Source organism: Streptomyces callyspongiae (assembly GCF_047200695.1).
Lineage (GTDB): Bacteria > Actinomycetota > Actinomycetes > Streptomycetales > Streptomycetaceae > Streptomyces.
Genome location: NZ_JBJZOM010000020.1, coordinates 1 through 25,650 on the forward strand (window position 1 = coordinate 1; position 25,650 = coordinate 25,650).

Consider the following 25,650-nt stretch of genomic DNA (forward strand, 5'->3'; position numbering starts at 1 on the left):
TGCTCTGACCGCAAAGGTTCACCGGCCTGGCGAGGGTGCTTCCTGTGACTGAGCAGACGTTCAGGAACACTCGTGCAAGGGATCTGTCGCAGGAAGGCAGCGCATCACACGCCGGCGGATGAGGCTTGTCGTCGGGAGAGGGCTATCCTGCGTCGCTCTCGGTGGATATCGGTGACGACCACCGTGATCTTGTCGCCTACCTGGACGACATCTGATGGAGTCTCCACCGGTGTCCAGGCGAGCTCTCGCAGGTGCACCAGTCCCTCGATTCCGTCGGCGACCTGGACGAAGACGCCGAACGGGATCAGCTTGGTGACCTGGCCAGGGAGCTTCTGCCCCACCGCGATGGTGTCGGCGAATACCTCAAAGGGGTCCGGCTGTGTGGCTTTCAAGGACAGTCTGGCCTCCAGGTTCCACGTGTCGAACTGGAGGAACTCGCATGAGAGGCGCTGTCCGATCTGCACGACGTCGGAGGCTGCCTCGAAACGCCGCCAGGACAGTTCAGCGAAGGAGATGAATCCGACGCCGGGGAAGACCGGATGGTCGGGACCGTCGTCCAGCGCCACGAACACACCGAACCGTTCGATCGCCGTGACGGTGCCGGAAAGGAGTTCGCCGCGGTGCAGTGATTCCAGGAAGGCCCAGAGTTCTGGGTTCTCAGACGGTCCACCCAACATGCTCCCAGCCTTTCACGAGGAGCCGTGCACTGGGTTGAAAGTGCGCTCACGCTGCGGTCTTGAGGGGACGTCCACCCCAGCGGATGCCTTTCTCGCTGCGGATGCGGGCGCGTTCCTTGCGTTCGGCGGCCAGGACGTCACGGTGGCGGGCGTTGGCGTTGCGCCAGCGCAGGTACGCGTGCAGTGCCCGGGTCTGGACGGTGTGGTTGGGGTGGTGGGAGTTGGCGATGGTGAACTGCCGCAGCGGTCCGAAGTGGGCTTCGATCGGATTCGCCCAGGATGCATAGGTCGGGGTGAAGCACAGCTCGACCTTGTTCTTCCCCGCCCAGCGACGGATGTCGGCGCCTTTGTGGGCGGACAGGTTGTCCAGGATCACGTAGATCGGGGCGCCGTCTGGCCGGGCAGCGCGGATCGACTTCAGCGCGGCCAGCGTGTTGGCGGCACCCTTTCTGTGGCGGTTGACGCCCCACAGGGTGTCGTCGCCGACCGAGTAACAGCCGTGGAAGTACCGCACGCCGTGAGTGCGGTGGTAGGTGGCGGGCAGCCGGTCGGGACGATTCTGCTCGGCCCAGCCAGAGCCCGCGGTGGGACGGATCCCGAGCGGGCCGAACTCGTCGAAGGCGAAGACCCGGTCGGGGAAGCGGTCGAGGACCTCCTCGATCCGGTCCAGCTTCGCCTCGCGGTCGGGGTCCGGGGATTCCTTCCATGTCTTGGTGCGCTGGAAGGTGATGCCGCGGCGGGCGAGCAGGCAGCGTAACGCCTCGCGGCCGATCCGGATCACGCGGCCGTGGACTTTGCGCAGGTAGGCGACGAGCTTGCGCAGGGACCAGCGGGTGAAGGGCTGGCCGAGCTTGGCCGGGCGGGTGATGGCCGTCTGGATGACGAAGTCTTCGTCCTCAGGGCTGAGTTGGCGGGGACGGCCTCCCGCCCACCGAGGGTCCAGGCAGGCCAGGCCGATCTCGTTGAACCGGTGGATCACGTCCCGGACGGTGTCCTCGTCGGCCTGCACCAGCTGGGCGATCACGGGCACCCGGTTCCCGCCGGCCGAGGCCAGCAGCATCATCGCGCGCCGGTAGCGCACCGAGTTGGTGCTGCCCCGGCGCGCGATTTGCTGCAGCTTCTGCCCTTCCTGGTCGGTCAGTCTGCGCACCCGGACAGGCTCGGCCACCGCACCTCCAGCGGTCGGATCGGACGTCACGACCCATCCAACCGCCACGATCACCAAACCGGCCAACCTATGCGGTCAGAGCACTAGCCGCGCTCACCACGGAGGAGGTCCGTGCGGAGGTGGCCGGCGAGGTGCAGCGCTACGCCGCGGAGTTGCTGCAGCGGCGGGCGCGGCTGCGTTCCTACGACCTGGTGGAGTCCCTGGTGCAGGAAGGCCAGCGGGAGTCCACCGTGGTGGTGCTGCAGCGGACACCGGTGGTCGGCCGGGACGGGATCCGGCGGCACATCTGGCGGGGATGCCTGCTGCCCGGCAGCGCTCGGGGTCCTGGGTCCAGGAACGAGGGAGGTAGAGCTCGCGGTCGATCGCGGCGTGCCCTTGCTCGGTGGCGTAGGCGAGGTAGACGGCGACCTGGCTGTTCTCGATGCGTCCGGCGGTGCCGGTGTACTGACGCTGGACACCGACCGTTGCGGTGCCCTTCTTCACGTCGCCGGTCTCGTCGACCACCAGCACCGCATCCTCATCGCGCAGATGTTCCAGTACGTAAGCGCGCACATCGTCGCGCACACCGTCGGCGTCCCATTTGGCTCGCCCCAGCAGGTGCTGCATGCCGTCCGGAGTGGCCTCTCCGACCCACTCGACGATGCTCCAGCAAGTTCTTGCGCGGCAGGTCCGACAGCAGCCCCAGCACCAAGCTCCTCACCCGGCGCCGGGGTTCGACTCGCCCGAACCGGCCAGCTATTCGGCCCATCAGGACCTCGAACGCCTCCTGCCAGCGGGCGGGGTCTACCCTGTGACCCGCGGCCACCGCATGATCTTCTGTCTTCACACACCGATGATCAACGGTGGCCGCGCCCACTGGTACAGCAGAGGAAACGCCTACCGTTGAAGGAGCTGCCGTGCTGGGATTGCTGGGCTTCTACGACGAACTCGACAACCGCCCCGGTCGGCCGAACGGGCCCATCCGCGATGCCGTTCAGCCCGTCGGCGAGCCGGACGAGGCGGACCTGGTGGCCTACCTGGACGCCGGTCACGTCCTCATCGACGTCATGGAAGGGGGCCACGACGTCATCACCGGCAGCGCGCACCGCCACTCCCTGGGCTGCTCATCACTGGTCACCGACGGCGCCTGGCTATGGCGCCAGGACCTCCCGCACTACGTGGAGACGCACCACGTCCTGCTCCCCGAGGCATTCATCGAGCACGTGCGGGGCCTGGACTATCACATGCCGGCCCTCGTCACCGCGCAGTTCGCCCCTCACTACAACGAGACCATGCCCCTCGTCGGCTGGACCTCGACCGTCCCATGGCGATCAACCGTGGCCGTGCTCGAACCCGAGCCGCGAGTAGAGACAAGCAAGGCCGAGTTCGACGCGGCGATGCTGGCCCGAGCACGAAACCGGCCACACGGCAACTGGAGCAAGCCTCGCAAGCCGAGAAGAGCATGAGGCAACACCATCCCAGTCACGATCTACGGCTGGAGTACTAGTGTCTTGAGTCGGTAGTTGGTTGGCGGTTATAGGGTGGGGTGATGCCTGGTCCGAAGCCGTTGTCATTGGAGTTGTCCGAGCGCGAACGCCGCGTCTTGCGAGGCTGGTTGCGCAAGCGGAGCGCGGGGCAGGCCCTGGTGCTGCGCGCGAGGATCGTGCTGGCGTGCGCCGAGGGACGCCCGAACGCGCAGATCGCGCAGGAGCTCGGTATCTCGCGGGAGACGGTGCGCAAGTGGCGGTCCAGGTTCGCTTCCGCCCGTCTTGAGGGGCTGGCCGACGCTCCGCGTTCCGGTGCCCCGCGCAGGATCACGGACGAACAGGTCGAGTCCCTGGTCGCCCGGACCCTCGACCAGGTCCCCCCTTCGGGGGATTCGCACTGGTCGACGCGGTCGATGGCCCAGGCTGCGGGCATGTCGCAGTCGGCCGTCTCCCGGATCTGGCGAGCGTTCGGCCTCAAGCCGCACATCGTGCAGACATGGAAGCTGTCCACCGACCCGCAGTTCGTGACCAAGGTCCGTGACGTGGTGGGCATCTACCTCGCCCCGCCGGAGAACGCCCTGGTCCTGGCGGTGGACGAGAAGTCGCAGATCCAGGCTCTGGACCGCACCCAGCCCGTGCTGCCCATGTCGCCGACGACGCCGGCGCGGATGACGCACGACTACGTCCGCCACGGCACCACCAGCCTGTTCGCCGCCCTGGACATCGCCTCCGGCTCGGTCATGGCCCAGCACTACCGCCGCCACCGCCACCAGGAGTTCCTCCGCTTCCTGAAGACCATCGACGCCGCCGTACCCAAGCACCTGGACCTGCATCTGGTTCTGGACAACTACGCCACCCACAAAACCGAAGCGGTCAAGAAGTGGCTGCTGCGACACCCTCGCTTCCACCCTGCACTTCACCCCCACTTCCGCATCCTGGCTCAACCTCGTCGAGCGCTGGTTCGCCGAGCTGACCTGCCGCAAACTCCGCCGCTCGGCCCACCGCAGCGTCGTCGAGCTCGAACGGGACATCCGCGGCTGGATCAACGAGTGGAACAAGAACCCCAAACCGTTCGTGTGGACCAAGACCGCCGACGAGATCCTCGAAACCCTCGCCGCATACTGCACACGAACTAACGACTCAAGACACTAGGAAGGTCTCTTGAACGATGTCGTCGATCTGCGCAGAGTCCGCGCATCGGTAGCGAAGGCGCGTCGTCAGCCATGGGGCGTACTGGCGATACAGCGCCTCAAAACTCCGCCGGTCCCCCTCAGTCGTCTCGGCCAGGAGTTCCGACGTCGAGGGATCTCTGCCCAGCATCTCCGTCACACCTCTACGTCGTAGCAGACCCTCTCTACGGTTCTGTCCTTCTCCCGGGAACTCGCGGCGGCATGGTGGAGTGAGCTCGCTGCCTATGGATGTCCGCCAGCGTGGCCCAGCCCATGCAGCAGCAGGCGTCGGATCGCCTCCGCCCGGGAGTAGCCCCTGTCTGCCGCCCATTGGTCGACTAGGGGAAGCAGATTCCCCAAGCGCACCTGGACAGGCTGTCCGATCTCCGGGCGGCCAGGCCCGCGCTCGGGCTCTTCAGGGAAAAACCGGGCCACATCAGTCGCTCGCGCATGTGTGGACAGCCAGGCAAGAGCCTCGGCCTCGGTTACGTAGCGGTGCCGGCATGCGCGCGAGCCAAGCCGGGGATCGACGCGCGCAGCGTCCTCCACCCAATTGCCGTCCGGCCCGACGTGCGCACGCACACGATGAACCCAGCGCCCTTCCGGCGTTCGGTAGAGCGTTTCCTTCACCACCCGCCGAGCACGTCCCTTACGGGCTAGTTCGTCGAACCGTTCGGCTGTCATCGGATTCGCCTCCTCGACAACTTCTGCCTGCTCCGGCTCGAACCAGCCTGCTGTCTCGATCGGGTTGTTCTCCTCGTCGTAGCGGTACACCGCCTGTCGTGCCATGAAAACCACCATCCCGAATAAGCGATGTTGTCAATTCTGACAGTAGAACTCCTGCCATCTGAGGGCAAGACCTCCTGGTCGAAGTGGGGTGTCCGACAGCCACGGAGCCGTTACCTCGACGCATGAGGCTGCCGTGTGTGGCGATCGTTTCGGCGACGTTGAGGCGCGGTAAGGCCCGCCGGAGTGGGTGGGACCGGCCGGTTGGCAATGGGACGTGGCCCGGAACAGCTGCAGCAGGCTGTCCCGGCCTTCGTACCTGCGAGGGCCATGGCCCGATCAGCGTGTGCACAGGCACAGCACCAAGCTGAAGGCGGCTTGTCCGGGTTCAGGGCGGCAGGGTGCAATTGGGTGTACGTGACCAGCGGATACGGGGGTGGAGCGTTGTCGGGCAAGGGGTACCGGATCACCACGGCCAGGGACCGCGAGGGGACGACGGTGCGGCCGTACATGATCGATGACCGGCCGCGCCGGTTCGTCGAACCCCTCACCTGTGCTTTCTGCACGCAGCGGGTGCGGCCGGTCAGCTCCTACCCCAAGCACGGCAAGCTGGTCGGGCCGTACTTCCGGCTGTCCGCCGGCAGCGAGCACGATGCGGAGTGCGATCTGTACCCGACGCGGGTGCTGGAAGAGATCGCCCGCGGATCCTACGGGCTGGCGTCCGTGGCCGCCGACGGCACGCTCCGCCTGACCCTCCCCGACGAGGAGGTCCTGGTTCCCGCGCGGCCGGTCGACGATGCGGGCGGGACGGGGAGGCGGGGAAGACGGCGCTGCGGATCTCCACGACCAGGCCGTGGCTTCCCCCGGCGCTGGGCAGCGCGGTGAAGATCGCACGGTTCCTGCGGCAGTGCGACTTCGACCCCGAGGCGGTCCGCCGGTTCAAGGTGCTGCACGGCAGTCGCACCCTCGCCTGGCAAACGTTCTGCTTCGGCCCCGACGACCGCTCCCTGGCCCGCCTGCATCAGCGCGTCGCCGCCACCAAGCCCCACGGCCGCCGCCTGTCGCACCCCGTTGCCGTGCACGGCACCGTTGTCCGACGTGGCGAGTCCGGTACGGGCAAGCCGTTCGTAGTCCTGGCCCACGACATCACCCCCGTGAACGGAGAGTCGGGGCGGAAGGTCGAGGTCATGCTGCGCAGCGACCACCCCACGCTGCTGGAGCCGCTCACGCCCGGCAGGCAAGTGCTGGCGGTAGGCGACCGGTGGAAGATCTTCTCCCGCAAGGCGGCCGAGGAGGTCCAGTTGTGGATCGAAGAGCACTGGAGCGTGGCCTCCTGGACCTGGGATGAAGAGACCGGCATCGCCGGCGATCCCGAATGCCCACCGGCCCTTTCTCCCGACCAACGCCGCGCTGCCGGGCGACGCCCTGCCGGAGCGAAGAAGCGCCCCACAGTGCGGCGCCGCACCCCAGCACCCACCGGCCGGTCCGGGTTCGCCCGACGCCCGGCACGCCGACGCACCGCGGCCGGACAGGGCCCGCGCCCCACGGCAGCGCCGCGGACTCCGATCGGCCCGCAGGAAGACAACCGGCCGCAGCAAGAGCCCATACAGGGCACCCCGGCCTGGCCCAGCGGCCCCACCGCACCACCCGGGCCGCCTCACGACCACCAGCAGGGTGATCGGACTGCCGACGGCTCCCGTACGGCTTCGGCCGCACGAGCAGCGCCCGGAAAAGGCGGCGCTGCTGCGGCACCACCAGCTCCGCCCATGCCTGCGCATCCGCCCCGCCCCACCCACACCCCGGGAAGCCCCCTCCCACCTCCTTCGGTTGAGACGCCGGCCGGGGCACGCGCCGCGAAGAAGACGAGCTTGCGCGGGCTGCTGGACCGCTGGCGCGGCAAGAAGCGGTAAGGCCGCGACCCAAACTCGGGCAGTACAACAGGGACCAGGGCTTCCTTCCGGACCGCTCCTTGAGCTGAACCGGGTTTCGTAGCGGCCCTGAAGCCGGGCATCATCGCCTCGGCAGATGGGAGACACCGCATCCGATGGCTGCACCACGGAAGTACCCCGACGAACTGCGTGAGCGAGCCGTTCGCGAAGTCCAGACCTCAGGCCGCCCGATCGCGCACGTCGCGAAGGACCTGGGCATCCACAAGGAAGCCCTGCGCGGATGGGTCCGTCAGGCCGAAGCCGACCAGGGCACCCGCCCCGACCTGCTGTCCAGCTCCGAACGTGAAGAGCTGACACGACTGCGCAAAGAGACAGCCGAACTGCGGCGGGCGAACGAGATCCTCAAGGCCGCCTCGGTGTTTTTCGCCAAGGAGCTCGACCAGCCCCGCACGAGGCCGACGCGGTGATCAACCACCTCCGCGACGACTTCGGGGTCGAGCCGGTATGCCGGGAACTCAACCTGTCCGTCTCGGCATACAACGCCCGCCGACGCCGGCCGAAGTCCACTCGCTGCCGACGCGACGAACACCTCCTCGACCACATCCAGCGCATCCACGACACCTCCGGTGGCACCTACGGAGCCCGAAGGATCTACCGCCAGCTGCGGCGCGAGGGCATCACCACCGCCCGCTGCACCGTCGAACGGCTGATGCGGCAGGCCGGCCTGACCGGCATCATCCGTGGACACAAGCGTCGCACCACGGTCTCGGAACCCACCGCCGAGCGGCCACCGGACCTGGTCAACCGCACCTTCGAGGCCAGTCGGCCCAACCAGCTGTGGGTGGCGGACCTGACCTACGTGCGGACCTGGTCGGGCTGGGCCTACGTCGCCTTCGTCCTGGACGTCTACTCCAGGATGATCGTCGGCTGGCAGCTGGCCACCCACATGCGCACCGACCTGCCTCTGGACGCGCTGGAGATGGCGTTGTGGCGAAGGGGCATACGGAAAGGGTCCGGGCTGATTCACCACAGCGACCGCGGGTCGCAATACGTCAGCATCCGCTACAGCGAACGGCTCACGGACATCGGTGCGGCCGCCTCGGTCGGCTCCGTCGCCGACAGCTACGACAACGCGATGGCCGAAGCCCTCAACGGCACCTTCAAAGCCGAACTGATCGAGCACCAAGGCCCCTGGCGTGACACGGCGCAGGTCGAACACGCCCTCGTAGAGTGGGTCGGCTGGTGAAACAGCGAACGACTGCACTCCGCCCTCGACTACCTCCCGCCGGAGGAATACGAGGTCCGCCACAACCGAAACCTGACCCCTCAGGCAGCCGCCTGAAACCAGCGAACCCGGCCGCTACGAAACCCAGAACAGCTCAGTCGCCCAGGGCAGCCGGACAGCAAGGTCGTCGCCGAGCCGCCAGAGTTGGTTGTCCCAGCCATGCGCACCGAACGTCACGGGGCGATGGGCCAGGTCGGGATGCTGGTCACGCAGCAGCTCCTGGACGGACTCCGCTGTGATCCCGGTCTCGGTGCGGGACATGCGTGGAACAGTAGCCCAAGCCCCCACGCCTCGAGTGCGGTGCGCGTCTTCTGGAGTGGTGCTCCTACCCGCTCGGGTTCTCCGCGGGCAGGGGCGGGCGATCGTCTGCGGTCCTTTGCTGGGGTGTGTGGGTGTTTCCGGTGCGCTGCGTGCGTGCGGAAGGGGAGACGCGTGCGGTGTAGTCCCGCATGGGCAGCTCGGCGGACTGCCACTGCTGCGTGTACGTCGGCCTCGTCGGGCCGAGTGAAGCGGACGTGGTGTAGGCCACGGGCCTGTGTCGAGCGAGCCGGCGCAGCCCGGCCGGGGTGATGCTGCCGTCGTGTCCGCCGATCTGCCGGGAGGCACATCCCGCGTAGTAGGCGAGGCGAATGGCGTCGACGCCGCTGACGGTGCAGGGCGGGCGCACCCCGAGTCGGTGCAGGCGCTCGGCGGCGGCGGTCAACTGTTCGCCGGATGCTCTTTGGCCGGCGACGGCTCGGTGCAGCACGGAGATCTGGATCGCCTGGTGGCCCAGCAGCGCGGCGAGGGTGGCTGCCACGAGCAGGCGGCGGGTGTTCGCGGCCGGGTGGTGGAAGACGCGGCGCACGCACTCCGCTACGGAGAGAGCGAGCAGGGCGTAGGCGGGCAGGAGGAATCGGGGAGCTGCGTAGTCGATGGTGAACAGGTAGGGCAGTGCCAGGGCGGTGCCGGTGGCTGCGGCGAGCACCACGGGGATGGTTCGGCCGGCACGCACGGCGAGTCGGACGCCGCAGGCGACGAACACGGGCAGGGCCAGCCACCAGAGCCCGGTGACGGGTTGTGTCCACGAAGCGGTGCAGGGTCGGCACAGGAGCCAGCCCTGGAGGCTGACGAGTTGATCGTCGAGGGCGATGTGTCCACCCATGCCGCCCTGGATCTGGCTGGCGCGCTCCAGACGTGCCAGCAGACCGCCGTAGTCGGTCCGGGCTTCCGCGATCCAGGGGGCGAGGCCGACGACCGTCCCGCCGGCGAGTCCCGCCCAAACCCCGGGAAGATGACGCCGGCGCGGCACGGCCACGGCCGCGGTGAACAGCACTGCGGCAAGGACTCCCCCGTCGGCGGGACGCATCATCGCAGCGACGGCCGTAGCAGCTGCCATACCTGCGCAGGGCCGCAGCGGGTTCGTTCGGCCTCCGGTCACGGTGCGGAGGAAGCAGCCGACAGCGGTCAGGCACGCAAGGGCACTCCACAGGTTCGGCATCGCCTCCGGGCCGTAGAAGAGTGTGATCCACAACCCGGTGAAGAGAGCACCCGCCCAGGCCAGGACCGAGCTGGGCAGCAGGCGCCGCCATGCCCACAGGGCCACGAACAGGCCCAGGCCGGACAGCAGCGCGAGGTAGACGCGCAGCACGGTCACCGAGGCCGTGAGAGATGCCGCGGGAGCGACGAGGTAGGAGATGCCGCGTGCACGGGGTGCGCTGAAGAACGCGGCGGGAGCGTTACCCCCGACCTGGCTGATGTAGACCGTCTCGTCCCATCCCAGGTAGGAACCGGGGACCACGAGCGCCAGTTGCGCCACGGTATAGAGCACGGCGACGGCGGCCAGCGGCAGCGCGGCGCCGGGCCGAGAAGCTGTCGGGCTGGGATCGGCGACCGACACCGGACTCGGAGTTTCGGTGCGAACGGGCCACATCAGCGGCAGCCGTCCGCGGGAGGTGGGCAGATCATTCCGCGGCTCTTCCACGGTTGGCCGCTGTCGCAGTCCCGGGCGACGCCCGACCCACTCGACCGGGCCTGCGGACGTTTCGGGCCGCGGGGTGGAGGTGCGGAGGTCAGGTACCTGCTTCGCGTCCACGGCGGGGAAAGCCATCGACCGGGAGGTGATCGGTCTTCGTGTGCCCGAGGTTCGCAGGTTCGCGCGGGGCCTGCGCGGGCGGGGGCAGCCGATCGGGCGTCACGGGATCGGGCACTGCCACGGTGTGGGCATCGGTCGACCGGCGCGGGGGTGCGGTGAAGACGGCGAGCGCGCCCAGGAGCAGGGTGATACCGCCCCACCCCGGAGGAGAGAGACGCTCGCCCACGACCAGGACTGCGAGAACCGCTGCTACGGCGGGCTCGAGGAGGGAGAGCGTGGTCGCCGTGCTCGCCGGCACGTGCGCCAGGCCCCGGCCGAACAGCGTGTAGCCGAGGAACATGGGGACGAGCGCCATGTATGTCCCGACTGCTGCGTTCGGCCACGATTCGACCAGAGGGTCTCCGACGATCACCAACAACGGGAGAAGGAGCACGCCGCCGAGGCCGAAGAGGGCTCCCATGGTGGCCGGCGGAGTGGTGCCGCCCTTGAGCAGACGGCGGGCGGTCCAGGAGTACAGCGCGTAGCTGACTCCGGCCACCAGGGCGAGGGACAGGCCGAGCACGGCATCGCCGGCGGAGCGGCTTCCTTCGCCGGGATGTGTGCGTGCAGCCTGGGCGAGGGTCAGCAGGACGGTCCCGGACACGCCCAGGACGGCACCGGTTGTCCAGCGGCGCGTGAAGCGGCGACCCTCGACGAGGCGTTCGATGACGGCCGAGGCGATCGGGGCAGAACCGATCGAGACCACGCTGCCCGCTGCCACTCCGGCCAGGTGCATGCTGCTGTAGAAGGCCAGGGGGTAGAGGCCCACGGCCAGTGCGCCGAGCAGCACCCTTCCACGCTGCGCGCGCAGGCGATGCGCCTCCCGACGGATTCGGGGTGCGGCCACGAGGCCTTGGAGGAGTCCTCCCACTCCCATGGCTGCGGCTCCGACGGCCAGCGGGCCGACTTGCGGAGCGAACGTGGCAGCGGTGCCTGTGGTGCCCCACAGCACCGATGCGGCGAGGATGCAGAGCGGCCCTGCGCCCACCGGCCCGGAAACCTTCCCGGCCGTGGGGCTCATATGCGCTCCAGCAGGTCCGCCGCCAGTGCCCGCGCGTGCTCCATCCGGGCGGGCGTCCCCTCCAGGCCGGCGCGTGCCATGGCGCCCTCGAGCAGGAACGCCAGGTGTTCCGCCATTGCGCGGGCTTTCCCGGGCTGGTCGGGGAGGAGGTTCTCGAGGTGTCCGAGGAGGAGGGCCTCGACGTCTTCCTTGTGCCGGCGCGTCACGGTGCGGCCTTGGTGTCCTGCCGGAAGCTCAGCGGCCGCGTTCAGCAGACCGCATCCACGGAACGCGTGTGCGTGCGCGGACTCCGCATGGTCGGCGTACGCGTCGAAGACGGCCAGGACGCCGTCGCGGCCGGTCGCTGCTCCCGCCGCTCGACGCCGGTACAGCTCCAGCCATTCCTCGTGTCGGGCGTCGAGGTAGGCCAGTACCAGTTCTTCCTTGGAGGAGAAGTTGTTGTACAGGCTCATCTTCGCGACGCCTGCTTCGGCGGTGAGCGTGTCGATTCCCGTCGCGGCCACGCCGTCCGTGTAGAAGCGGCGCGCTGCGGCGGCGAGCAGCCGTTCGCGTGCCGGCTCGCGCCGCTTCGCGTGGCGGGGTGCAGACGTGTCGTTCTCGGGCATCGCACTTCCCCTTCTCCCGGTAGGTAGGTCAGTCTACATAGGACAGGATGCGATCGGATGCCGTTTCGGCGGGCTCGCTGCACGATGGCGCCGGAGGCCGTCGGCGGCGGAAGGAAGGGCTGCTCCATGAGGAGGGTGTTGCTGATCGCACTCACCGGCGCCGGTTATCGGTCTGGCGGCGTGCACCTCGGGCTCGACGGGCACGGCACCGGAAGACTCCGGATCCCCGTCCCCCAAGGGGGCGACCACTGCTTCCCGGCATTTCAGCGACGGTGGACAATCGCTGGTTCCCGCTGCCGCCCGGGCGCACTCTGGTGTACACCGGGGTGAAGGACGGCGAGAGGACGAAGGAGTACCTCACCGTCTCGGAGCGGACTCGGAACATCGACGGTGTTCGCTGCCGGGTGGTGCTGGACCGCCTGTACGCCCGCGGGAACCTGGTGGGGACCACCCGCGACTACTACGCGCAGGACGGCAGCGGCAACGTCTGGTACTTCGGCGAGGACACCGCCGAGCTCGACCATCGGGGGAACATGGTCTCCACCGACGGCACCTGGCGCGCGGGGCGCGACGGAGCGGGCCCGGGGATCTTCATGACCGCTCACCCCGCGAAGGGTGACGGCGGGCGCCAGGAGAACCTCGAGGGCCGGGCCGAGGATCACTTCGAGGTCATCAACACCCGTGCGGAGGTCGATGTCCCGCACCGCTCGTTCGGTCGTGTCCTGCAGACGAAGGAATGGACACCGCTGGAGCCCGACGTTGTGGACCACAAGTACTTCGCCGAGGGGCTCGGGACGGTGAAGGAAGTCACCGTCGAAGGAGGAAACGAGCGGAACGTGCTCGTCGCTGTCCGCGGCTGATGTCTCCGGGGCTGCGGTCCCCGGTCACCGACCCGCATCCAGCCGATCCCGCGGGGGCCGGTTCCGGAAAAGCAACCCGCCACGCCTTCTCGGGATTGGCGGGATTCGACAAAGTGAGGGTCGTGGGGCGCCGTAGGCTGCCGTCATGCGTGAAGAACCAGATGTGACCGGTGTGAACGTCGACACCACCGCCCCGGTGCTGGTCACCGGCGCGACGGGATACGTCGCGGGATGGCTCGTGAAGGGGCTGCTCGACGCAGGGGTCACGGTGCATGCCGCGGTCCGCGACTCCCGCAACACTGCGAAGATCCAGCATCTCGTCGAGCTGGCCGAGAAGGCACCGGGCGAGATCCGGTTCTTCTCCGCGGACCTGCTGAAGGACGGTTCCTACGCCGAGGCGATGGACGGCTGCCGGATCGTGTTCCACACTGCGTCACCGTTCACGACCCAGGTGGACGATCCACAGCGCGAGCTGGTCGATCCGGCGGTCCAAGGCACCCGCACCGTGCTGGAGAGCGCGAACGCGACACCGTCGGTACAGCGGGTGGTGCTCACCTCCTCCTGCGCCGCGATCTACACGGACGCGGTCGACTGCGCCGACGCACCCGGCGGGCGGCTGACGGAGGACGTCTGGAACAGCACCGCCTCGCTGGAGTACCAGCCGTACAGCTACTCCAAGGTGCTGGCGGAGAAGGCTGCCTGGGACCTCGCGGGGGCGCAGGACCGCTGGCGCCTCGTCGTCGTCAACCCCTCACTGGTCATCGGGCCGTCCGTCAACGCCGAACCGACCTCGGAGAGCTTCTCCATCGTCCGGCAACTCGGCGACGGCACGCTCCGCCTCGGGGCTCCTCGTGCCGGTCTGGGCGTCGTCGACGTGCGGGACGTCGCCCGGGCGCACATCGCCGCCGCCTACTCCCCCGACGCCCGCGGGCGCCACATTCTCTCCGGGCACGACACGGACCTGCTCGCCCTGGGCCGCACCCTGCTGCCCCGGTTCGGGGACCGATTCCCCCTCCCCCGGCGGGCCTTGCCGAAGCCGCTCGTCTGGCTCGCGGCACCGGCCGCCGGCCTCACACGCCGGTTCGTCAGCCGAAATGTCGGCGTGGAGTGGCACGCGGACAACACGAAGAGCCGGAGGGAGCTGGGCATGGTGTACCGGCCGCTGGAAGAGTCGATGGAGGAGATGTTCGAACAACTCGTGGTGAGGGGTGGGCTCTCGGGCCGCGGGTGACCGTCATGTCGACCTACGCCGTCAATCCCGCGTGGCGGGGCACGCTTGCCTCGCTGGGGCTGGACCCTGCGGCGGTGCTGAGGCGCGCAGGGCTACCGGCCGGCCTCCTGCAGCCTCCCGGGGTGCGGATCCGCGCGGAGGACTTCTTCGCGCTCTGGGAGGCTGCCGAGGCGCTGTCCCCGGGGCCGGACTTCGCGATCCGGGCTGCCGAAGCGGTGTCGGCCGACGAACTCGACGTTCCCGTCCGCGCAGGACTGGCGAGTCGTGATGTGGCTCAGGCGGCGGAGCGCATCGCCGCGTACAAGCGGCTGGTGTATCCGGTGGCTCTGGACGTGCGGACGAACAACGGGCTGAGGATCGCGCTGCGCCCCCGGGCTCCGTTCACGCCACCTTCCGTGCTGGAACGGTTCGAGTTGTTGTTCTGGGTGGCGTTCGCCCGACTGGCGACCGGCGTACGGGTACGACCCGCACGCGTCACGATTCCCGTACCTCCCCGCAGGCAGGAAGCGGTCGAGTCGTTCCTCGACGGAGTGGTGTTCACGCCGGGGCACAGGGCGGAGATCGTGTTCTCCCAGGTCGACATGCATCGGCCGTTCGTCTGCGGCCACCACGGCCTGTGGGAGGAGCTGGAGCCACAACTGCGCAGTCGCCTGCACGACCTCGAGCAGTCCGCGGCCTGGTCCGAACGCACCCACGCGGCACTGCTCCGCTGTCTTCCGGCGCGCCGCACACTGGCAGAAACGGCCGCGGAACTCGCGACCAGCCCCCGAACCCTGCAACGCCGCCTCGAAGCCGAGGGGACGTCGTTCCAGGAGGTCCTCGCGCACACGCGGGAACGGCTTGCACGGGCCTATCTGCAGCGATCCACCCTGTCCTATCCCGACATCGCGTTTCTGGTCGGGTACGACGAGTTGACCTCCTTCCACCGCTCCCTGCGGAACTGGACAGGAGAGACGCCGCGCGGTCTGCGCCTGCACGCCTCGCCCTGACCGCCGGACGTGCGAGTGCCTCACCCGGCCGGGCGTCGATGCCTGGTTCGTTTCGACAGCGGTACCTACGTTCACGAACATGGGTACTGATGGCACCTCGGCATCCCGCACTCCCGGAACGCCCGCGCAGCACGGAGATGTCGCGCACCTCCTGGTGCGCTGCCTGGAGGCAGAGGGAGTGACGCACGTCTTCGGAATTCCCGGAGAGGAGAACATCCATCTCGTCGACGCGCTGAACACCTCCGCGATCCGGTACGTCCTGGTGCGCCACGAGCAGGCGGCCTCGTTCATGGCCGAGTTCCACGGGCGACTCACCGGCCGGCCGGGAGTGTGCTCCGCGACACTGGGCCCCGGAGCGATCAACCTGCTCCTGGGAGTGGCGGACGCGACGACGAACAGCGCGCCCGTGGTGGCGCTGGCGGCGCAAGGTGCCCTGAGCCGCATCCACAAGGAGTCGCACCAGGTCATTGACCTGGTGTCGATGTTCGCCCCGGTGACACAGTGGGCGGCACGGGTCCAGAGCCCCGCAGCGGTTCCGGAGATGGTGCGGAAGGCCTTCAAGGTCGCGCGGAGCGAGCGTCCGGGAGCAGTGTTCGTTGCGGTGCCGGAGGACGTGGAGGCCTCGGAAGTCCCGCGCTCGCTCGCTCCCTTGCAGATCGACCGCGTGCATGCGGACAGTCCGTCCGTCGCGCAGATCAGACGTGCCGCCGAGGCGGTCGGAGCGGCCCGCAGACCCGTCGTGCTCGCCGGTCACGGCGCCGCCCGAGCAGGCGCGTCGGAGGCGCTGGTGCGTTTCGCCGAGCATCTCGACGTCCCTGTGGCGACCACCTTTCACGGAAAGGGCGTGTTCCCCGACGATCACCCGAATGCCCTGGGAGCGGTGGGGTTCATGCGTCACGACTACGCGAACTTCGGCTTCGACTCGGCGGACCTGCTCCTCTGCGTGGGCTACGAGCTCCAGGAGTTCGACCCCGTGAAGATCAACCCGGACGGTGACAAGCAGATCGTGCATCTGCACCGCTTCCCCGTCGAGGCGGACGCGCACTACCCCGTCACCGTAGGCGTGGAGGGCGATCTGTCCTCCGGCCTGGACGCGCTTGCCGCCGCGCTGCCGGGAGGGCTCGGGTCCGCGACATCCTCGGAGGGTCGCGTCCGCTCCCTGCTGGCCGAAGAACTGGCCTACGGGCGGAGCAACGACGCCTGCCCGCTGGTGCCGCAGCGCGTGGTGGCCGACGTCCGGGCTGCGCTCGGCCGGGAGGACATCGTCCTCGCCGACACCGGGGCCGGCAAGATGTGGATGGCCCGCCTCTACCCGACTTTCGCCCCGGACACGTGCCTGCTCTCGAACGGCCTGTCGACCATGGGGTTCGCCCTGCCCGGAGCGATCGCAGCGAAACTGGCACGTCCGGAGCGGAAGGTGCTGGCCGTGACCGGTGACGGTGCGTTCCTGATGAACTCCCAGGAGCTGGAGACGGCGGTCCGCGAGGAGGTGTCCGTCGTGGTGCTGGTGCTCGTCGACGAGGAGTACGGGCTGATCACGTGGAAGATGGAACTGGAACTCGGCCGGCACAGCCACACGCGTTTCGGCAACCCCGATTTCGCCGCTCTCGCGGAGAGTTTCGGCGCACACGGCTACCGGGTCGAAGCGGCCCACGAACTGCTGCCGACCTTGCGGCGGGCTCTGGACGACGACGGTGTGTCGGTCATCGCCTGTCCGGTCGACTATCGGGAGAACCTTCGGCTGACCGATCGGCTCGGCGCGCTTGACGGGCCGTTCTGACCGCTCCGCTCCCGTCGGCCGCGACAACGGAGAGGTCCGGACCCGAGGGCTCGTCGCCGACGGCGGCCCCGGGAGTGTGGGCCGTGAGGGCTCGCACATGCTCCCGGGGCCGGGGCCTGGTGTGGGGTCAGGACAGGCTCAGGGTTTCGCCGGGGCCGATGGGGATGCCCAGGAGTACCCAGATGACGAAGAGCAGCATCCAGCCGACGTAGAAGGCCACCGTGTACGGCAGGACGAGGGCGAAGAGCGTTCCCAGGCCTGCTCGTCGTTGGTACTGCTGGATGAAGCCGAGCATGATGGCGACGTAGGGGCTCAGCGGGACGATGCAGTTCGTGGACGAGTCGGCGATGCGGTAGGCGAGCTGGACGTATGCGGGATTGACGTCGTGCAGCATGAACATCGGCACGAAGATGGGTGCTTCGATGGCCCAGAGGCCGGAGCCGCTGGCGATGAGCAGGCTGAGCACCAGGGTGATCACGCTGAAACCGATGAGCCCGCCCATGCCGGAGATGTCGAGGGTCTCCATCAGTTCGGCGCCGTTGACGGCGACCCACAGTCCGAGCCTGCTCCATTCGAAGTAGGCGATGGCCTGTGCCGCTGCGAAGATCAGCACCAGGAAGCCGCCGAGGTTCTTCGCGGCCTCCGCCATGTAGGCAGGCACGTCGCCGCTGCTCTTGAGCGCGTTGACGGTGATGCCGTAGGCCACCGCTGCGATGACGAACAGCAGGAAGATCAGGGGCACGATGCCGTCGAGCAGCGGCGACTCCACGAGGGAGCCGCCTTCGCCACGCAGTGGGGAGCCCGAGGGCAGCACGACGGCGACGACGAGCAGGACGTATGCGGCCGTGGCGATGCAGGCGTTGCGGAGGCCGCGGCGCTGTTCCGGGGTGACCCGGGACTGTTCGAGGGCGTCGGAGTCGTCGTCGCTCTCGTAGGGGCCGAGCCTCGGTTCCACCACCTTCTCGGTGACGAGCACGCCGATGACGGTCAGGGTGATGACCGAGGCGACCATGAAGTACCAGTTGGCCACGGGGGACACTTCGGCGCCCTTCTCCACGATGTGCGCGGCTTCCGTGGAGATGCCGGAGAGGAGGACGTCGGTGCCTGCGACGAAGAAGTTGGCGGAGAATCCGGCGCCTGCTGCGGTGAACCCCGCGGCGAGACCTGCGAGGGGGTGCCTGCCTACGGCGCGGAAGACGAGGGCCGCGAGCGGGGGGATGATGATGAAGGCGGCGTCGGAGGCGAGGTTGCCGCAGATCCCCGTGAGGATGACGGCGGCGGTGACCAGACGCGGCGGGGCGGCCAGGATGACGCGCTTGACGGCGGATTCGATGAGGCCGACCTGCTGGGCGAGTCCGATGCCGAGCATCATGACGACGACGAGGCCCAGGGGCGGGAAGGCGACGAAGTTGTCGAGGGCCGAGGTCAGTATGTAGACGAGGCCGTCGCCGGAGAGGAGGCTGCGGACGGGTTCGGTGTCTCCGGTCTCGGGGTTCGCGACGGTGACGCCGAACAGGCTGGTGAGGCCGGAGGCGGCGATGACCAGGAGGGCGAGGTAGACGAAGAGGATGAACGGGTGGGGAAGCTTGTTGCCTGCGCGTTCGATTCCACCGAGCAGGCTGCTGGAGAGACGGCTGACTCGTGTGCCCGTCATCAGCGGCATTGGGGCACCATCACTTTCGGGTGTGCGGGGGTCGGGGACTCTGCGCTGGGGGACGCGGAGGCGTGGGGACCGGGATCAGTGGGTGGCGGTGTGGACGGTGGGGGGCGTCGTGGTGGGGGTGGTGCGGTCGAGTTCCACGAGTCCCTGGGCGAGAGCCCGGGCTCCGGTGGCGACCTGGTCGAGTTCGGTCCACTCTTCGGGGCAGTGGCTCCGACCTCCGCGGGAGGGGATGAACAGCATTCCCATAGGAGCGAGTTCGGCCATGTGGGCGGCGTCGTGGCCGGCACCGGAGAACATGGCGCGGCGGGGCAGCCCGAGTCGGTCGCCGGCGCTGGTGAGGAGGTCCTGGATGCGGGGGTCGGCACTCACGGGGTCGACCGCCGAGATGTTCTCCATGGTCCATGTCAACCCGCGCTGTTCGGCAGCGGCGCGGATCGCCTTCTCGAGTTCGCGGCGGCAGTTGTCCAGCCACGCCCGTTCGCCGGACCGGAATTCGGTCCAGAGGCGGGCCGTGCCGGGGACGACGTTGGGGGCGCCGGGTTCGATCTCGATCCGTCCGGTGGTGGCGACGCCCCGGCCGTCTCCGGCGAGGTTCTCGGCTGCGAGTACCGCGTCGGCGGCGGCGCACGCGGCGTCGTGGCGGTAGTCCATCGGGGTGGCGCCGGCGTGGTCGGGCCGGCCGGTGAGTTCGATGCGGTAGCGGTCGATGCCGGCGATGGCGGTCACCACCGCCAGGGGCAGGCCCTCGCGTTCGAGGACGGGTCCCTGTTCGATGTGGAGTTCGAGGAAGGCGGCGATCTCGTCGGGTGACCAGCGGGCTTCGGCGAGGCGTTCGGGGGCTCCGCCGACCCGTGTCAGGCCCTCGGCGAGGGTCTCTCCGGCACCGTCGTCGAGGCGGAGGTGCTCCGCACCGACCGCGCCGACGAGGGCCCGGCTTCCGACGCAGCTGAGGCCGTACTGGTTCGGTTCCTCGTTGAAGAAGTCGACGACGCGCAGCTCGTGGGCGAGGTGGATTCCGGCGTCGGTGAGGGTCCGGACCGCTTCGAGTGCGCCGAGTACACCGATGATGCCGTCGAAGCGTCCGCCGCCCTCGACGGTGTCGGTGTGCGAGCCGGTGACGAGGGCCGGGGCGTCGGGGTCGGTGCCGGGGAGGGTACCGATGAGATTGTTCGCGGCGTCGCGGTGGACGGACATGCCGGCGTCGCGCATGCGTCCGGCCATCCAGTCGCGGGAGGCGACGTAGGAGGGGGAGAACGCGCCACGGGTCCAGCCGGGCCGTCCGGGCTCGTGGAACTCGGCCAGCGCGTGGAAGTCCGCGCCGAGGCGTTCCGCCGAGCAGGCGGGTACGACGGGAACCTGTGCGTGGGACATGGGGGTGCCCTTTCCGTGGTGCTGGGGGGTTGTGGTGCGGCCGGGTGCGGTACGCGGGCTCAGACCCGGTCGAGTTGTGCGGCGAGCCCGCGGGCCGCGACGGTGAGTGCGTGGATCTGTGCCGGGATGCTGCGGCCGTCGAGGCGGTGTTCCGGCCCGGCGATGCTCAGGGCGCAGACGAGGCGGCCCTGTCGTACTACGGGGACGCCGACGGCTACGGCGAAGGGGTCGACCTCGCCGCGGCTGACGACGTACCCCTGCTTGCGGATCTGCTCCAGTTGGGTGCGCAGGGCAGCTTTCGTGGGGGTGTCGGGGGTGAACCTTTCCAGTTCCTGGCGGAGAACCTGTTCGGCCACGTCGTGGGAGGCGAAGGCCAGGAGTGCTTTCGCGGAGGCGCCCGCGTAGAGCGGGCGGAGGGTGCCGGGCGCGAAGGAGAGCCGCATGGAGTGCGGAGAGTCGAGGCTCTCCACGACCAGAGCGGACAGGCCGGCGGGGACGGTGAGGAGGGCGGTCTCGGAGGTCTCGGTCACCAGGTCGTGGAGGAACGGGAGGGCGAGTCCGCGGAGGGCGTCGCCCGCGTCCTGGTCCCCGCGCAGTCGGGAGAGCCGGGGGCCGATCCGGTAGATCCCCGCACCGTCGGTCTCGAGGAAGCCGTCGTCGACCAGGGCGCGCACGAAGCGGTAGACGGAGCTGGTGGACAGGTCGGTGCGTCGGGCCAGTTCGTCTGCGCGTTGCGGGCCGCCGTCGACGACTGCCGCGAGGACGTTGAGTCCTCGGGTGAAGGAGGAGGCGGGGCGTTCCTGCGGCATCAGCCGTCGCCCTGCCGGTGTGCGGCGGCCGGTGTGAGGAGGTGTCCCCGGCCGGGGGTGGACAGGACGGAGGCGCCGTCCCAGATGATGTCGCCCCGGGAGACGGTGAGTTGCACCGCGGCTCGGAGTGTTCTGCCGTCGAACGGGCTCCAGCCGGCGCGGGAGTGGAGTGCGGTGCCGTCGACGGTCCAGGCGGTGTCGGGGTCGAGGACCACGAGGTCGGCGTCGAGGCCCGGTCTCAGATCGCCCTTGCGGTGATGGAGCCCGAAGGCCCGGGCGGCGCGGGTGGAGACACTCCGGACCAGAGCCCGGGGGTCCGCGTGGTGGCGGAGGGCAGCGTCGGCCGCGACGGGGAGGAGCGTTTCGACGCCGGGGCCGCCGGAGGCGTTGTCGAAGATGTGGTCGCGCTGCTTCTTCTCGAGCGGCCAAGGGGCGTGGTCGGAGGCGATCATGTCGATCGCTCCGGAGAGCGCCCGCTCCCGCAGGGCTCCGGTGCTGCCGGGGGCGCGCAGCGGCGGGTTGAACTTCAGTTGTGCGCCGCTGCGGGCCATGTCCTGTTCCGTCAGGGCCAGGTAGTGCGGGCACACCTCGGTGGTGACGGAAGTGCCGCGGTCTCTGTGCCATTGGACCAGGTCGACGGCGTGGGGTGTGCTGATGTGGCAGAAGTGGAGGTCGACGCCGGTGGCCCGGGCCATCTCCAGGACGGCTGCGACAGCCGCGGTCTCGGTGACGGGTGGGCGGGAGGCGCCGTGCAGGAGCGGGTCGGAGTCGTCGGTGTTCCGCATCCGGGTGAGGTTGCGCTGCACGATCTCGTCGTTCTCCGCATGGACGCAGACGCGCAGACCGGTTCCTGCGATTGCGTCGAAGGCGTCGAGCAGTTCTCCGTCGGGGGTGCGGGGGAAACGCAGCGGGTCGGTGTGGAAGGTGGAGAGCTTGAAGCAGGCGGCGCCGAGGGCGGCGAGTTCCCCGACGGTGTCGAGGCCGCTGCCGCCGGGTTCGACGGTGGCGTACATGCCGATGTCGACGTGGGTCTCGCGGCGGACGGTGTCGCGTTTGGCGCGGAACGCCTCGGCCGACCAGACGGGGCCGGTCTCGTCGAAGGGCATCTCGAGGAGGGTGGTCACCCCTCCGGCTGCTGCCGACCGGGTCGCCGCTTCGACGCCTTCTCCCGCGTGGCTCAGGCAGTGGACGTGCGGATCGACGACTCCCGGCATCACCCAGGCGTCGCCGGCGTCGATGCGCTCGGCGGCGGGGGCGTCGCTGGGGTTGTCGAGCACGGCGACGATGCGTCCGTCGCGTACTCTCACCTCGCCGCGCGGGATCCTGGCCCGGGACGTCACCACGTGACCGATCACGGCCAGGTCCGCGTCGAGGGCTTCCTGGTCGAACATGCGGCGAGACTGCCGCAGCTGCCGAATGTCGACAACCCGCTTCCCATCCTTTGGGAATCAGCAGGTCATGGGCTTCCCGTTGTCGGCCGGATCAACGAATGGGCACGCCGGAGACGGTGCGGGCGATGACGAGCCGCTGGATCTCGCTGGTGCCTTCGAAGATGGTGTAGATGGCTGCGTCGCGGTGCATGCGCTCCACGGGGTACTCGCGGGTGTAGCCGTTGCCGCCCAGGAGCTGGATGGCCTGTCCGGTGACGGACTTGGCGACCTCGCTGGCGTAGAGCTTGGACATCGACCCTTCGGCGGATTCGAAGGGGCGGCCCGCGGCCGCCATCCAGGAGGCGCGCCACACCATGAGGCGGGCGGCGTCGATGCGGGTGCGCATGTCGGCGAGCTGGAAGGCGACTCCCTGATTGTCGATGATGGGACGTCCGAACTGCTCCCGTGTCGTGGCGTAGTCGAGGGCGACCTCGTAGGCGGCGCGGGCGGTTCCGACGGCCATGGCGCCCACGGCGGGGCGGGAAGCCTCGAAGGTGGCCATGGCGGCGTTCTTGACGCGCTCACCGGTCCGGGCGCGTTCCCGGGCGCGGGCGAGACGCTCGTCGAGCTTCTCCTTGCCGCCGAGCAGGCAGCTGCCGGGGATGCGTACGTCGTCGAGGACGACCTCGGCGGTGTGCGAGGCACGGATGCCGTGCTTGAGGAATTTCTGCCCCTGGGAGAGTCCGGGGGTACCGGGCGGGACGATGAACGACGCGTGCCCCTTGGAGCCGAGCTCGGGGTCGACGACGGCCACGACGACGTGGACGTTCGCGATGCCGCCGTTGGTGGCCCAGGTCTTCGTGCCGTTGAGGACCCATTCGTCCTTCGCCTCGTCGTAGACCGCGCGGGTCCGCATGGAGGCGACGTCGGACCCGGCGTCGGGTTCGGAGGAGCAGAAGGCGGCGACCTTGACGTCGTCGGGGTCTCCGTACATCTGCGGCACCCAGGTGCCGATCTGCTCCTCGGTGCCGTTGGCGAGGACGCCGACCGCAGCGAGGCCGGTACCGACGATCGACAGGGCGATGCCGGCGTCCCCCCAGAAGAGTTCCTCCATCGCCATGGGAATGCCGAGGCCGGTGGGGTCGAAGAACTGCTGGGCGTAGAAGTCGAGGGAGTAGAGGCCGATCTTGGCCGCTTCCTGTATGACGGGCCAGGGAGTCTCCTCGCGCTCGTCCCATTCGGCCGCCGCGGGGCGGATCACCTCGGCCGCGAAGCCGTGGATCCAGTCCCGGACCTCCTTCTGGTCGTCGTTGAGATCGAAGGCGAATTCCGTCATGACAGGTCTCCCGCAGATTGTTACCAGCAGTAACTCGCAGTCTGTTACCAGCCAGTAGCCCCTGTCAACCGGCGTCACCGCGACCGGCCGGGGGCCGACGCCGGGTGCTACGTTGCGCAGAGGGGAACACACGACGGGCGGGAGCGGATGAGCACCACACGGCGCGAGGAACGGCATGACGCCACCGCACGACGCCGCCGGGAGCTGCTGGAAGCCGCCGACCGGGTGGTGCTGCGGGACGGCCCCGGCGCGTCGATGAACGCGATCGCCGCGGAGGCCGGCATCACCAAGCCGATCCTCTACCGGCACTTCGGTGACAAGGGCGGGCTCTATCGCGCACTTGCCACACGCCACACCGACGCCCTGCTGGACGCCCTGCGGGCGGCTCTCGACGCACCCGCGGAGCGGCGCGAGCGGGTGGCAGCGACCCTGGACACCTACCTCGCCGCCATCGAGGCCAGGCCGCAGGTGTACCGCTTCCTCATGCACCCCGCGGAGGGCGGCACCACGGGCGAGCGGTCGTTCGACATCGGCCGCCACTCCGCTCCCCTGCTGAGGCGCCTGGGCGAGGAACTCGCCGAGGTGATCGCCGAGCGCGTCGATCTCGGCCCGGGCGGCGCCGGAACCGCACGGGTCTGGGGCCACGGAATCGTCGGAATGATGCACGCGGCGGGCGACTGGTGGCTGGGAGAGCGGCCCTGCTCGCGACCGGAACTCGTACGGGACCTGACGGACCTTCTCTGGGGGCGACTGGCGACATCGGCCGACGTGAAGGACGGCCCCGGGTTCTGATCCCGCGGTACGCGCCGCGTTTCGGGGCCGGTTGGCCTTCTCGGTAGGCTGTTCCCCGACCGAGGCGCAAGGAGGACCCAGGACGATGGCAGGGAACACGGAGCCGCTGACGCCGAGGGCGAGGCTGGCCGTCACGGCAGGGAGAGCCGCCGCGGCCGTCTCCCGGGCAGCAGGCCGGGGCAGCGGATCGGTGATCGGGGGCAAGGTGGCCCTCAGGCTCGACCCCGACCTGCTGGAGCGGCTGGCCCGGCATCTCGACGTGGTGCTGGTGTCGGCGACGAACGGAAAGACGACCACCACCCGGCTGATCGCCGAGGCTCTCCGGGCCGGCGGCGAGGTCGTCTCCAACGCCCTGGGTGCCAACATGCCCGCGGGCATCACTTCCGCACTCGCCGGCGGCTCCACCGCCCGGTTCGGGGTGATCGAGGTCGACGAGAAGTACCTGGCAACCGTCGCCCGCGACGTCACGCCCAAGGCCATCGCCCTGCTGAACCTCTCCCGCGATCAGCTCGACCGCGCCGGGGAGACCCGGATGCTCGCCGAGCGCTGGCGGGAGGCGCTCCGGAACCAGCGGGCCCTGATCATCGCGAACGCCGACGACCCGCTGGTGGTGTGGGCCGCCTCCGACTCGGCGAACGTCGTGTGGGTGGCCGCGGGCCAGGAGTGGAAGGACGACGCCTGGTCCTGCCCCTCCTGCGGCGGTGTGATGCAGCGCCCGGGCGACGACTGGCACTGCGGCGAGTGCGGCTTCCGGCGTCCCACTCCCACGTGGGCCCTGTCGGGCGATCACGTGCTGGACCCGCACGGCTCCGCCTGGCCGATCAAGCTGCAACTGCCGGGCCGCGCGAACAAGGCGAACGCCACGACCTCCGCGGCCGTGGCAGCCAGCTTCGGCGTGGCGCCGCAGGTGGCGCTCGAGCGCATGCACGCCGTGACCGCGGTCGCGGGCCGGTACGACGTGGTGTCCTACCTCGAGCGCGACATCCGGCTGCTGCTGGCCAAGAACCCGGCCGGCTGGCTCGAGACGTTCTCCCTCATCGACCCACCGCCCTCGCCGGTGATCCTCTCGGTGAACGCGCGCAGCGCCGACGGCACGGACACGTCGTGGCTGTGGGACGTGGACTACTCACGGCTGGCGGGCCACCCGATCTACGTCGTCGGCGACCGCAGGCTCGACCTGGCGGTGCGGCTGGAGGTGGCCGGCGTGGACTTCCAGGTCTGCCAGACCGCCGAGGAGGCGGTCCGCATCTGCCCGCCGGGCCGGATCGAGGCGATCGCCAACTACACGGCCTTCCAGGACCTCCGCCGCATCGTCGGCAACTGACCCACG

General features: G+C 69.4%; 20 protein-coding genes and 5 pseudogenes. 11 read left to right on the plus strand and 14 right to left on the minus strand.

Going from position 1 to position 25,650, the window contains the following annotated elements:
• Nucleotides 1–104 precede the first annotated feature (104 nt).
• The 3 genes and pseudogenes from ACL06G_RS18395 to ACL06G_RS18405 form a co-directional block, all read right to left on the minus strand.
• Nucleotides 105–677 (minus strand): S1 RNA-binding domain-containing protein, encoded by a 573-nt coding sequence (locus ACL06G_RS18395; RefSeq protein ID WP_412836347.1) that lies wholly within the window; start codon nucleotides 675–677, stop codon nucleotides 105–107.
• A 46-nt stretch (nucleotides 678–723) separates the two neighbouring features.
• Nucleotides 724–1,845, minus strand: a complete 1,122-nt coding sequence (locus ACL06G_RS18400; RefSeq protein WP_412836348.1) for an IS630 family transposase — start codon at nucleotides 1,843–1,845, stop codon at nucleotides 724–726.
• Nucleotides 1,846–2,109: 264 nt separating this feature from the next.
• Nucleotides 2,110–2,593 (minus strand): annotated as a pseudogene (locus ACL06G_RS18405) (IS701 family transposase); the annotation flags it as partial.
• 148 nt (nucleotides 2,594–2,741) lie between these two features.
• On the opposite strand from ACL06G_RS18405, the gene ACL06G_RS18410 reads away from it, so the two are divergent.
• Together ACL06G_RS18410 and ACL06G_RS18415 are read left to right on the plus strand one after the other, a co-directional pair.
• Nucleotides 2,742–3,290, plus strand: coding sequence for a hypothetical protein (locus ACL06G_RS18410; protein ID WP_412836349.1), 549 nt, complete (start codon nucleotides 2,742–2,744; stop codon nucleotides 3,288–3,290).
• An 83-nt stretch (nucleotides 3,291–3,373) separates the two neighbouring features.
• A pseudogene (locus ACL06G_RS18415) lies at nucleotides 3,374–4,463 on the plus strand (IS630 family transposase).
• Here the strand turns inward: ACL06G_RS18415 and ACL06G_RS18420 are convergent.
• Both ACL06G_RS18420 and ACL06G_RS18425 read right to left on the minus strand, forming a co-directional pair.
• A pseudogene (locus tag ACL06G_RS18420) lies at nucleotides 4,461–4,631 on the minus strand (RNA polymerase sigma factor); the annotation flags it as partial. The pseudogenes ACL06G_RS18415 and ACL06G_RS18420 sit on opposite strands and share 3 nt — an antisense overlap.
• Before the next feature lie 92 nt (nucleotides 4,632–4,723).
• A complete protein-coding gene (locus ACL06G_RS18425) occupies nucleotides 4,724–5,269 on the minus strand; it encodes a hypothetical protein (protein WP_412836350.1) in 546 nt (181 codons plus the stop codon).
• A gap of 348 nt (nucleotides 5,270–5,617) precedes the next feature.
• On the opposite strand from ACL06G_RS18425, the gene ACL06G_RS18430 reads away from it, so the two are divergent.
• From ACL06G_RS18430 to ACL06G_RS18440, 3 genes and pseudogenes are all read left to right on the plus strand, one after another.
• Nucleotides 5,618–6,091, plus strand: a complete 474-nt coding sequence (locus ACL06G_RS18430; RefSeq protein ID WP_412836351.1) for a hypothetical protein — start codon at nucleotides 5,618–5,620, stop codon at nucleotides 6,089–6,091.
• On the plus strand, nucleotides 6,088–7,116 hold the full coding sequence (locus ACL06G_RS18435) for a hypothetical protein (protein WP_412836352.1): 1,029 nt from the start codon (nucleotides 6,088–6,090) through the stop codon (nucleotides 7,114–7,116). The genes ACL06G_RS18430 and ACL06G_RS18435 overlap by 4 nt, the downstream gene beginning before the upstream one ends.
• A 134-nt stretch (nucleotides 7,117–7,250) precedes the next feature.
• Nucleotides 7,251–8,437, plus strand: a pseudogene (locus ACL06G_RS18440) (IS3 family transposase).
• A gap of 36 nt (nucleotides 8,438–8,473) precedes the next feature.
• Here ACL06G_RS18440 and ACL06G_RS18445 read toward each other — a convergent pair.
• The 4 genes and pseudogenes from ACL06G_RS18445 to ACL06G_RS18460 all read right to left on the minus strand — a co-directional run.
• A pseudogene (locus tag ACL06G_RS18445) lies at nucleotides 8,474–8,641 on the minus strand (aminoglycoside phosphotransferase); the annotation flags it as partial.
• Between the two features lie 64 nt (nucleotides 8,642–8,705).
• Nucleotides 8,706–10,259 carry a hypothetical protein gene (locus ACL06G_RS18450; RefSeq protein WP_412836353.1) on the minus strand — a complete coding sequence of 518 codons (1,554 nt, stop codon included), beginning with the start codon at nucleotides 10,257–10,259 and terminating at the stop codon, nucleotides 8,706–8,708.
• A 172-nt stretch (nucleotides 10,260–10,431) separates the two neighbouring features.
• Nucleotides 10,432–11,514, minus strand: a complete 1,083-nt coding sequence (locus ACL06G_RS18455; RefSeq protein WP_412836354.1) for a DMT family transporter — start codon at nucleotides 11,512–11,514, stop codon at nucleotides 10,432–10,434.
• Nucleotides 11,511–12,119: a TetR/AcrR family transcriptional regulator gene (locus ACL06G_RS18460; protein WP_412836355.1), complete on the minus strand. Its 609-nt coding sequence runs from the start codon at nucleotides 12,117–12,119 to the stop codon at nucleotides 11,511–11,513. The genes ACL06G_RS18455 and ACL06G_RS18460 overlap by 4 nt, the downstream gene beginning before the upstream one ends.
• A gap of 272 nt (nucleotides 12,120–12,391) precedes the next feature.
• Here ACL06G_RS18460 and ACL06G_RS18465 point away from each other — a divergent pair, with 272 nt between their 5' ends.
• The 4 genes from ACL06G_RS18465 to ACL06G_RS18480 all read left to right on the plus strand — a co-directional run bounded on the left by ACL06G_RS18465 (nucleotide 12,392) and on the right by ACL06G_RS18480 (nucleotide 16,979).
• Nucleotides 12,392–12,979, plus strand: coding sequence for a hypothetical protein (locus tag ACL06G_RS18465; RefSeq protein ID WP_412836356.1), 588 nt, complete (start codon nucleotides 12,392–12,394; stop codon nucleotides 12,977–12,979).
• A 145-nt stretch (nucleotides 12,980–13,124) separates the two neighbouring features.
• Nucleotides 13,125–14,210 (plus strand): NAD-dependent epimerase/dehydratase family protein, encoded by a 1,086-nt coding sequence (locus ACL06G_RS18470; RefSeq protein ID WP_412836357.1) that lies wholly within the window; start codon nucleotides 13,125–13,127, stop codon nucleotides 14,208–14,210.
• 5 nt (nucleotides 14,211–14,215) lie between these two features.
• Nucleotides 14,216–15,199 carry an AraC family transcriptional regulator gene (locus tag ACL06G_RS18475; protein ID WP_412836358.1) on the plus strand — a complete coding sequence of 328 codons (984 nt, stop codon included), beginning with the start codon at nucleotides 14,216–14,218 and terminating at the stop codon, nucleotides 15,197–15,199.
• A gap of 79 nt (nucleotides 15,200–15,278) precedes the next feature.
• Entirely contained in the window at nucleotides 15,279–16,979 is a 1,701-nt protein-coding gene (locus ACL06G_RS18480; RefSeq protein ID WP_412787514.1) for an acetolactate synthase large subunit, read from the plus strand.
• Nucleotides 16,980–17,106: 127 nt separating this feature from the next.
• Here the strand turns inward: ACL06G_RS18480 and ACL06G_RS18485 are convergent, their stop codons facing one another.
• From ACL06G_RS18485 to ACL06G_RS18505, 5 genes are all read right to left on the minus strand, one after another.
• Entirely contained in the window at nucleotides 17,107–18,633 is a 1,527-nt protein-coding gene (locus ACL06G_RS18485; protein WP_412787513.1) for an AbgT family transporter, read from the minus strand.
• 84 nt (nucleotides 18,634–18,717) lie between these two features.
• Nucleotides 18,718–20,013: an N-carbamyl-l-glutamate amidohydrolase ErtE gene (ertE, locus tag ACL06G_RS18490; RefSeq protein ID WP_412787512.1), complete on the minus strand. Its 1,296-nt coding sequence runs from the start codon at nucleotides 20,011–20,013 to the stop codon at nucleotides 18,718–18,720.
• 59 nt (nucleotides 20,014–20,072) lie between these two features.
• A complete protein-coding gene (locus tag ACL06G_RS18495) occupies nucleotides 20,073–20,822 on the minus strand; it encodes an IclR family transcriptional regulator (protein ID WP_412787511.1) in 750 nt (249 codons plus the stop codon).
• On the minus strand, nucleotides 20,822–22,213 hold the full coding sequence (locus ACL06G_RS18500) for a dihydroorotase (RefSeq protein ID WP_412787510.1): 1,392 nt from the start codon (nucleotides 22,211–22,213) through the stop codon (nucleotides 20,822–20,824). Before ACL06G_RS18500 ends, ACL06G_RS18495 begins: the two co-directional genes overlap by 1 nt.
• 91 nt (nucleotides 22,214–22,304) lie before the next feature.
• Nucleotides 22,305–23,528, minus strand: coding sequence for an acyl-CoA dehydrogenase family protein (locus ACL06G_RS18505; RefSeq protein ID WP_412787509.1), 1,224 nt, complete (start codon nucleotides 23,526–23,528; stop codon nucleotides 22,305–22,307).
• Between the two features lie 147 nt (nucleotides 23,529–23,675).
• On the opposite strand from ACL06G_RS18505, the gene ACL06G_RS18510 reads away from it, so the two are divergent.
• Both ACL06G_RS18510 and ACL06G_RS18515 read left to right on the plus strand, forming a co-directional pair.
• The gene (locus tag ACL06G_RS18510) at nucleotides 23,676–24,320 is read left to right on the plus strand and encodes a TetR/AcrR family transcriptional regulator (RefSeq protein WP_412836359.1); all 645 of its coding nucleotides are present in this window, start codon (nucleotides 23,676–23,678) and stop codon (nucleotides 24,318–24,320) included.
• A gap of 85 nt (nucleotides 24,321–24,405) precedes the next feature.
• Nucleotides 24,406–25,644, plus strand: coding sequence for a MurT ligase domain-containing protein (locus ACL06G_RS18515; RefSeq protein ID WP_412787507.1), 1,239 nt, complete (start codon nucleotides 24,406–24,408; stop codon nucleotides 25,642–25,644).
• Nucleotides 25,645–25,650 lie beyond the last annotated feature (6 nt).

Excerpts from the sequence above, each read along its gene's own strand:
- ACL06G_RS18395 (WP_412836347.1), bottom strand. The coding sequence starts at position 677 with ATGTTGGGTGGACCGTCTGAGAACCCAGAACTCTGGGCCTTCCTGGAA.
- ACL06G_RS18425 (WP_412836350.1), bottom strand. The coding sequence starts at position 5,269 with ATGGCACGACAGGCGGTGTACCGCTACGACGAGGAGAACAACCCGATC.
- ACL06G_RS18455 (WP_412836354.1), bottom strand. The coding sequence starts at position 11,514 with ATGAGCCCCACGGCCGGGAAGGTTTCCGGGCCGGTGGGCGCAGGGCCG.
- ACL06G_RS18460 (WP_412836355.1), bottom strand. The coding sequence starts at position 12,119 with ATGCCCGAGAACGACACGTCTGCACCCCGCCACGCGAAGCGGCGCGAG.
- ACL06G_RS18470 (WP_412836357.1), top strand. The coding sequence starts at position 13,125 with ATGCGTGAAGAACCAGATGTGACCGGTGTGAACGTCGACACCACCGCC.
- ACL06G_RS18475 (WP_412836358.1), top strand. The coding sequence starts at position 14,216 with ATGTCGACCTACGCCGTCAATCCCGCGTGGCGGGGCACGCTTGCCTCG.
- ACL06G_RS18480 (WP_412787514.1), top strand. The coding sequence starts at position 15,279 with ATGGGTACTGATGGCACCTCGGCATCCCGCACTCCCGGAACGCCCGCG.
- ACL06G_RS18485 (WP_412787513.1), bottom strand. The coding sequence starts at position 18,633 with ATGACGGGCACACGAGTCAGCCGTCTCTCCAGCAGCCTGCTCGGTGGA.
- ertE (WP_412787512.1), bottom strand. The coding sequence starts at position 20,013 with ATGTCCCACGCACAGGTTCCCGTCGTACCCGCCTGCTCGGCGGAACGC.
- ACL06G_RS18495 (WP_412787511.1), bottom strand. The coding sequence starts at position 20,822 with ATGCCGCAGGAACGCCCCGCCTCCTCCTTCACCCGAGGACTCAACGTC.
- ACL06G_RS18500 (WP_412787510.1), bottom strand. The coding sequence starts at position 22,213 with ATGTTCGACCAGGAAGCCCTCGACGCGGACCTGGCCGTGATCGGTCAC.
- ACL06G_RS18505 (WP_412787509.1), bottom strand. The coding sequence starts at position 23,528 with ATGACGGAATTCGCCTTCGATCTCAACGACGACCAGAAGGAGGTCCGG.
- ACL06G_RS18510 (WP_412836359.1), top strand. The coding sequence starts at position 23,676 with ATGAGCACCACACGGCGCGAGGAACGGCATGACGCCACCGCACGACGC.
- ACL06G_RS18515 (WP_412787507.1), top strand. The coding sequence starts at position 24,406 with ATGGCAGGGAACACGGAGCCGCTGACGCCGAGGGCGAGGCTGGCCGTC.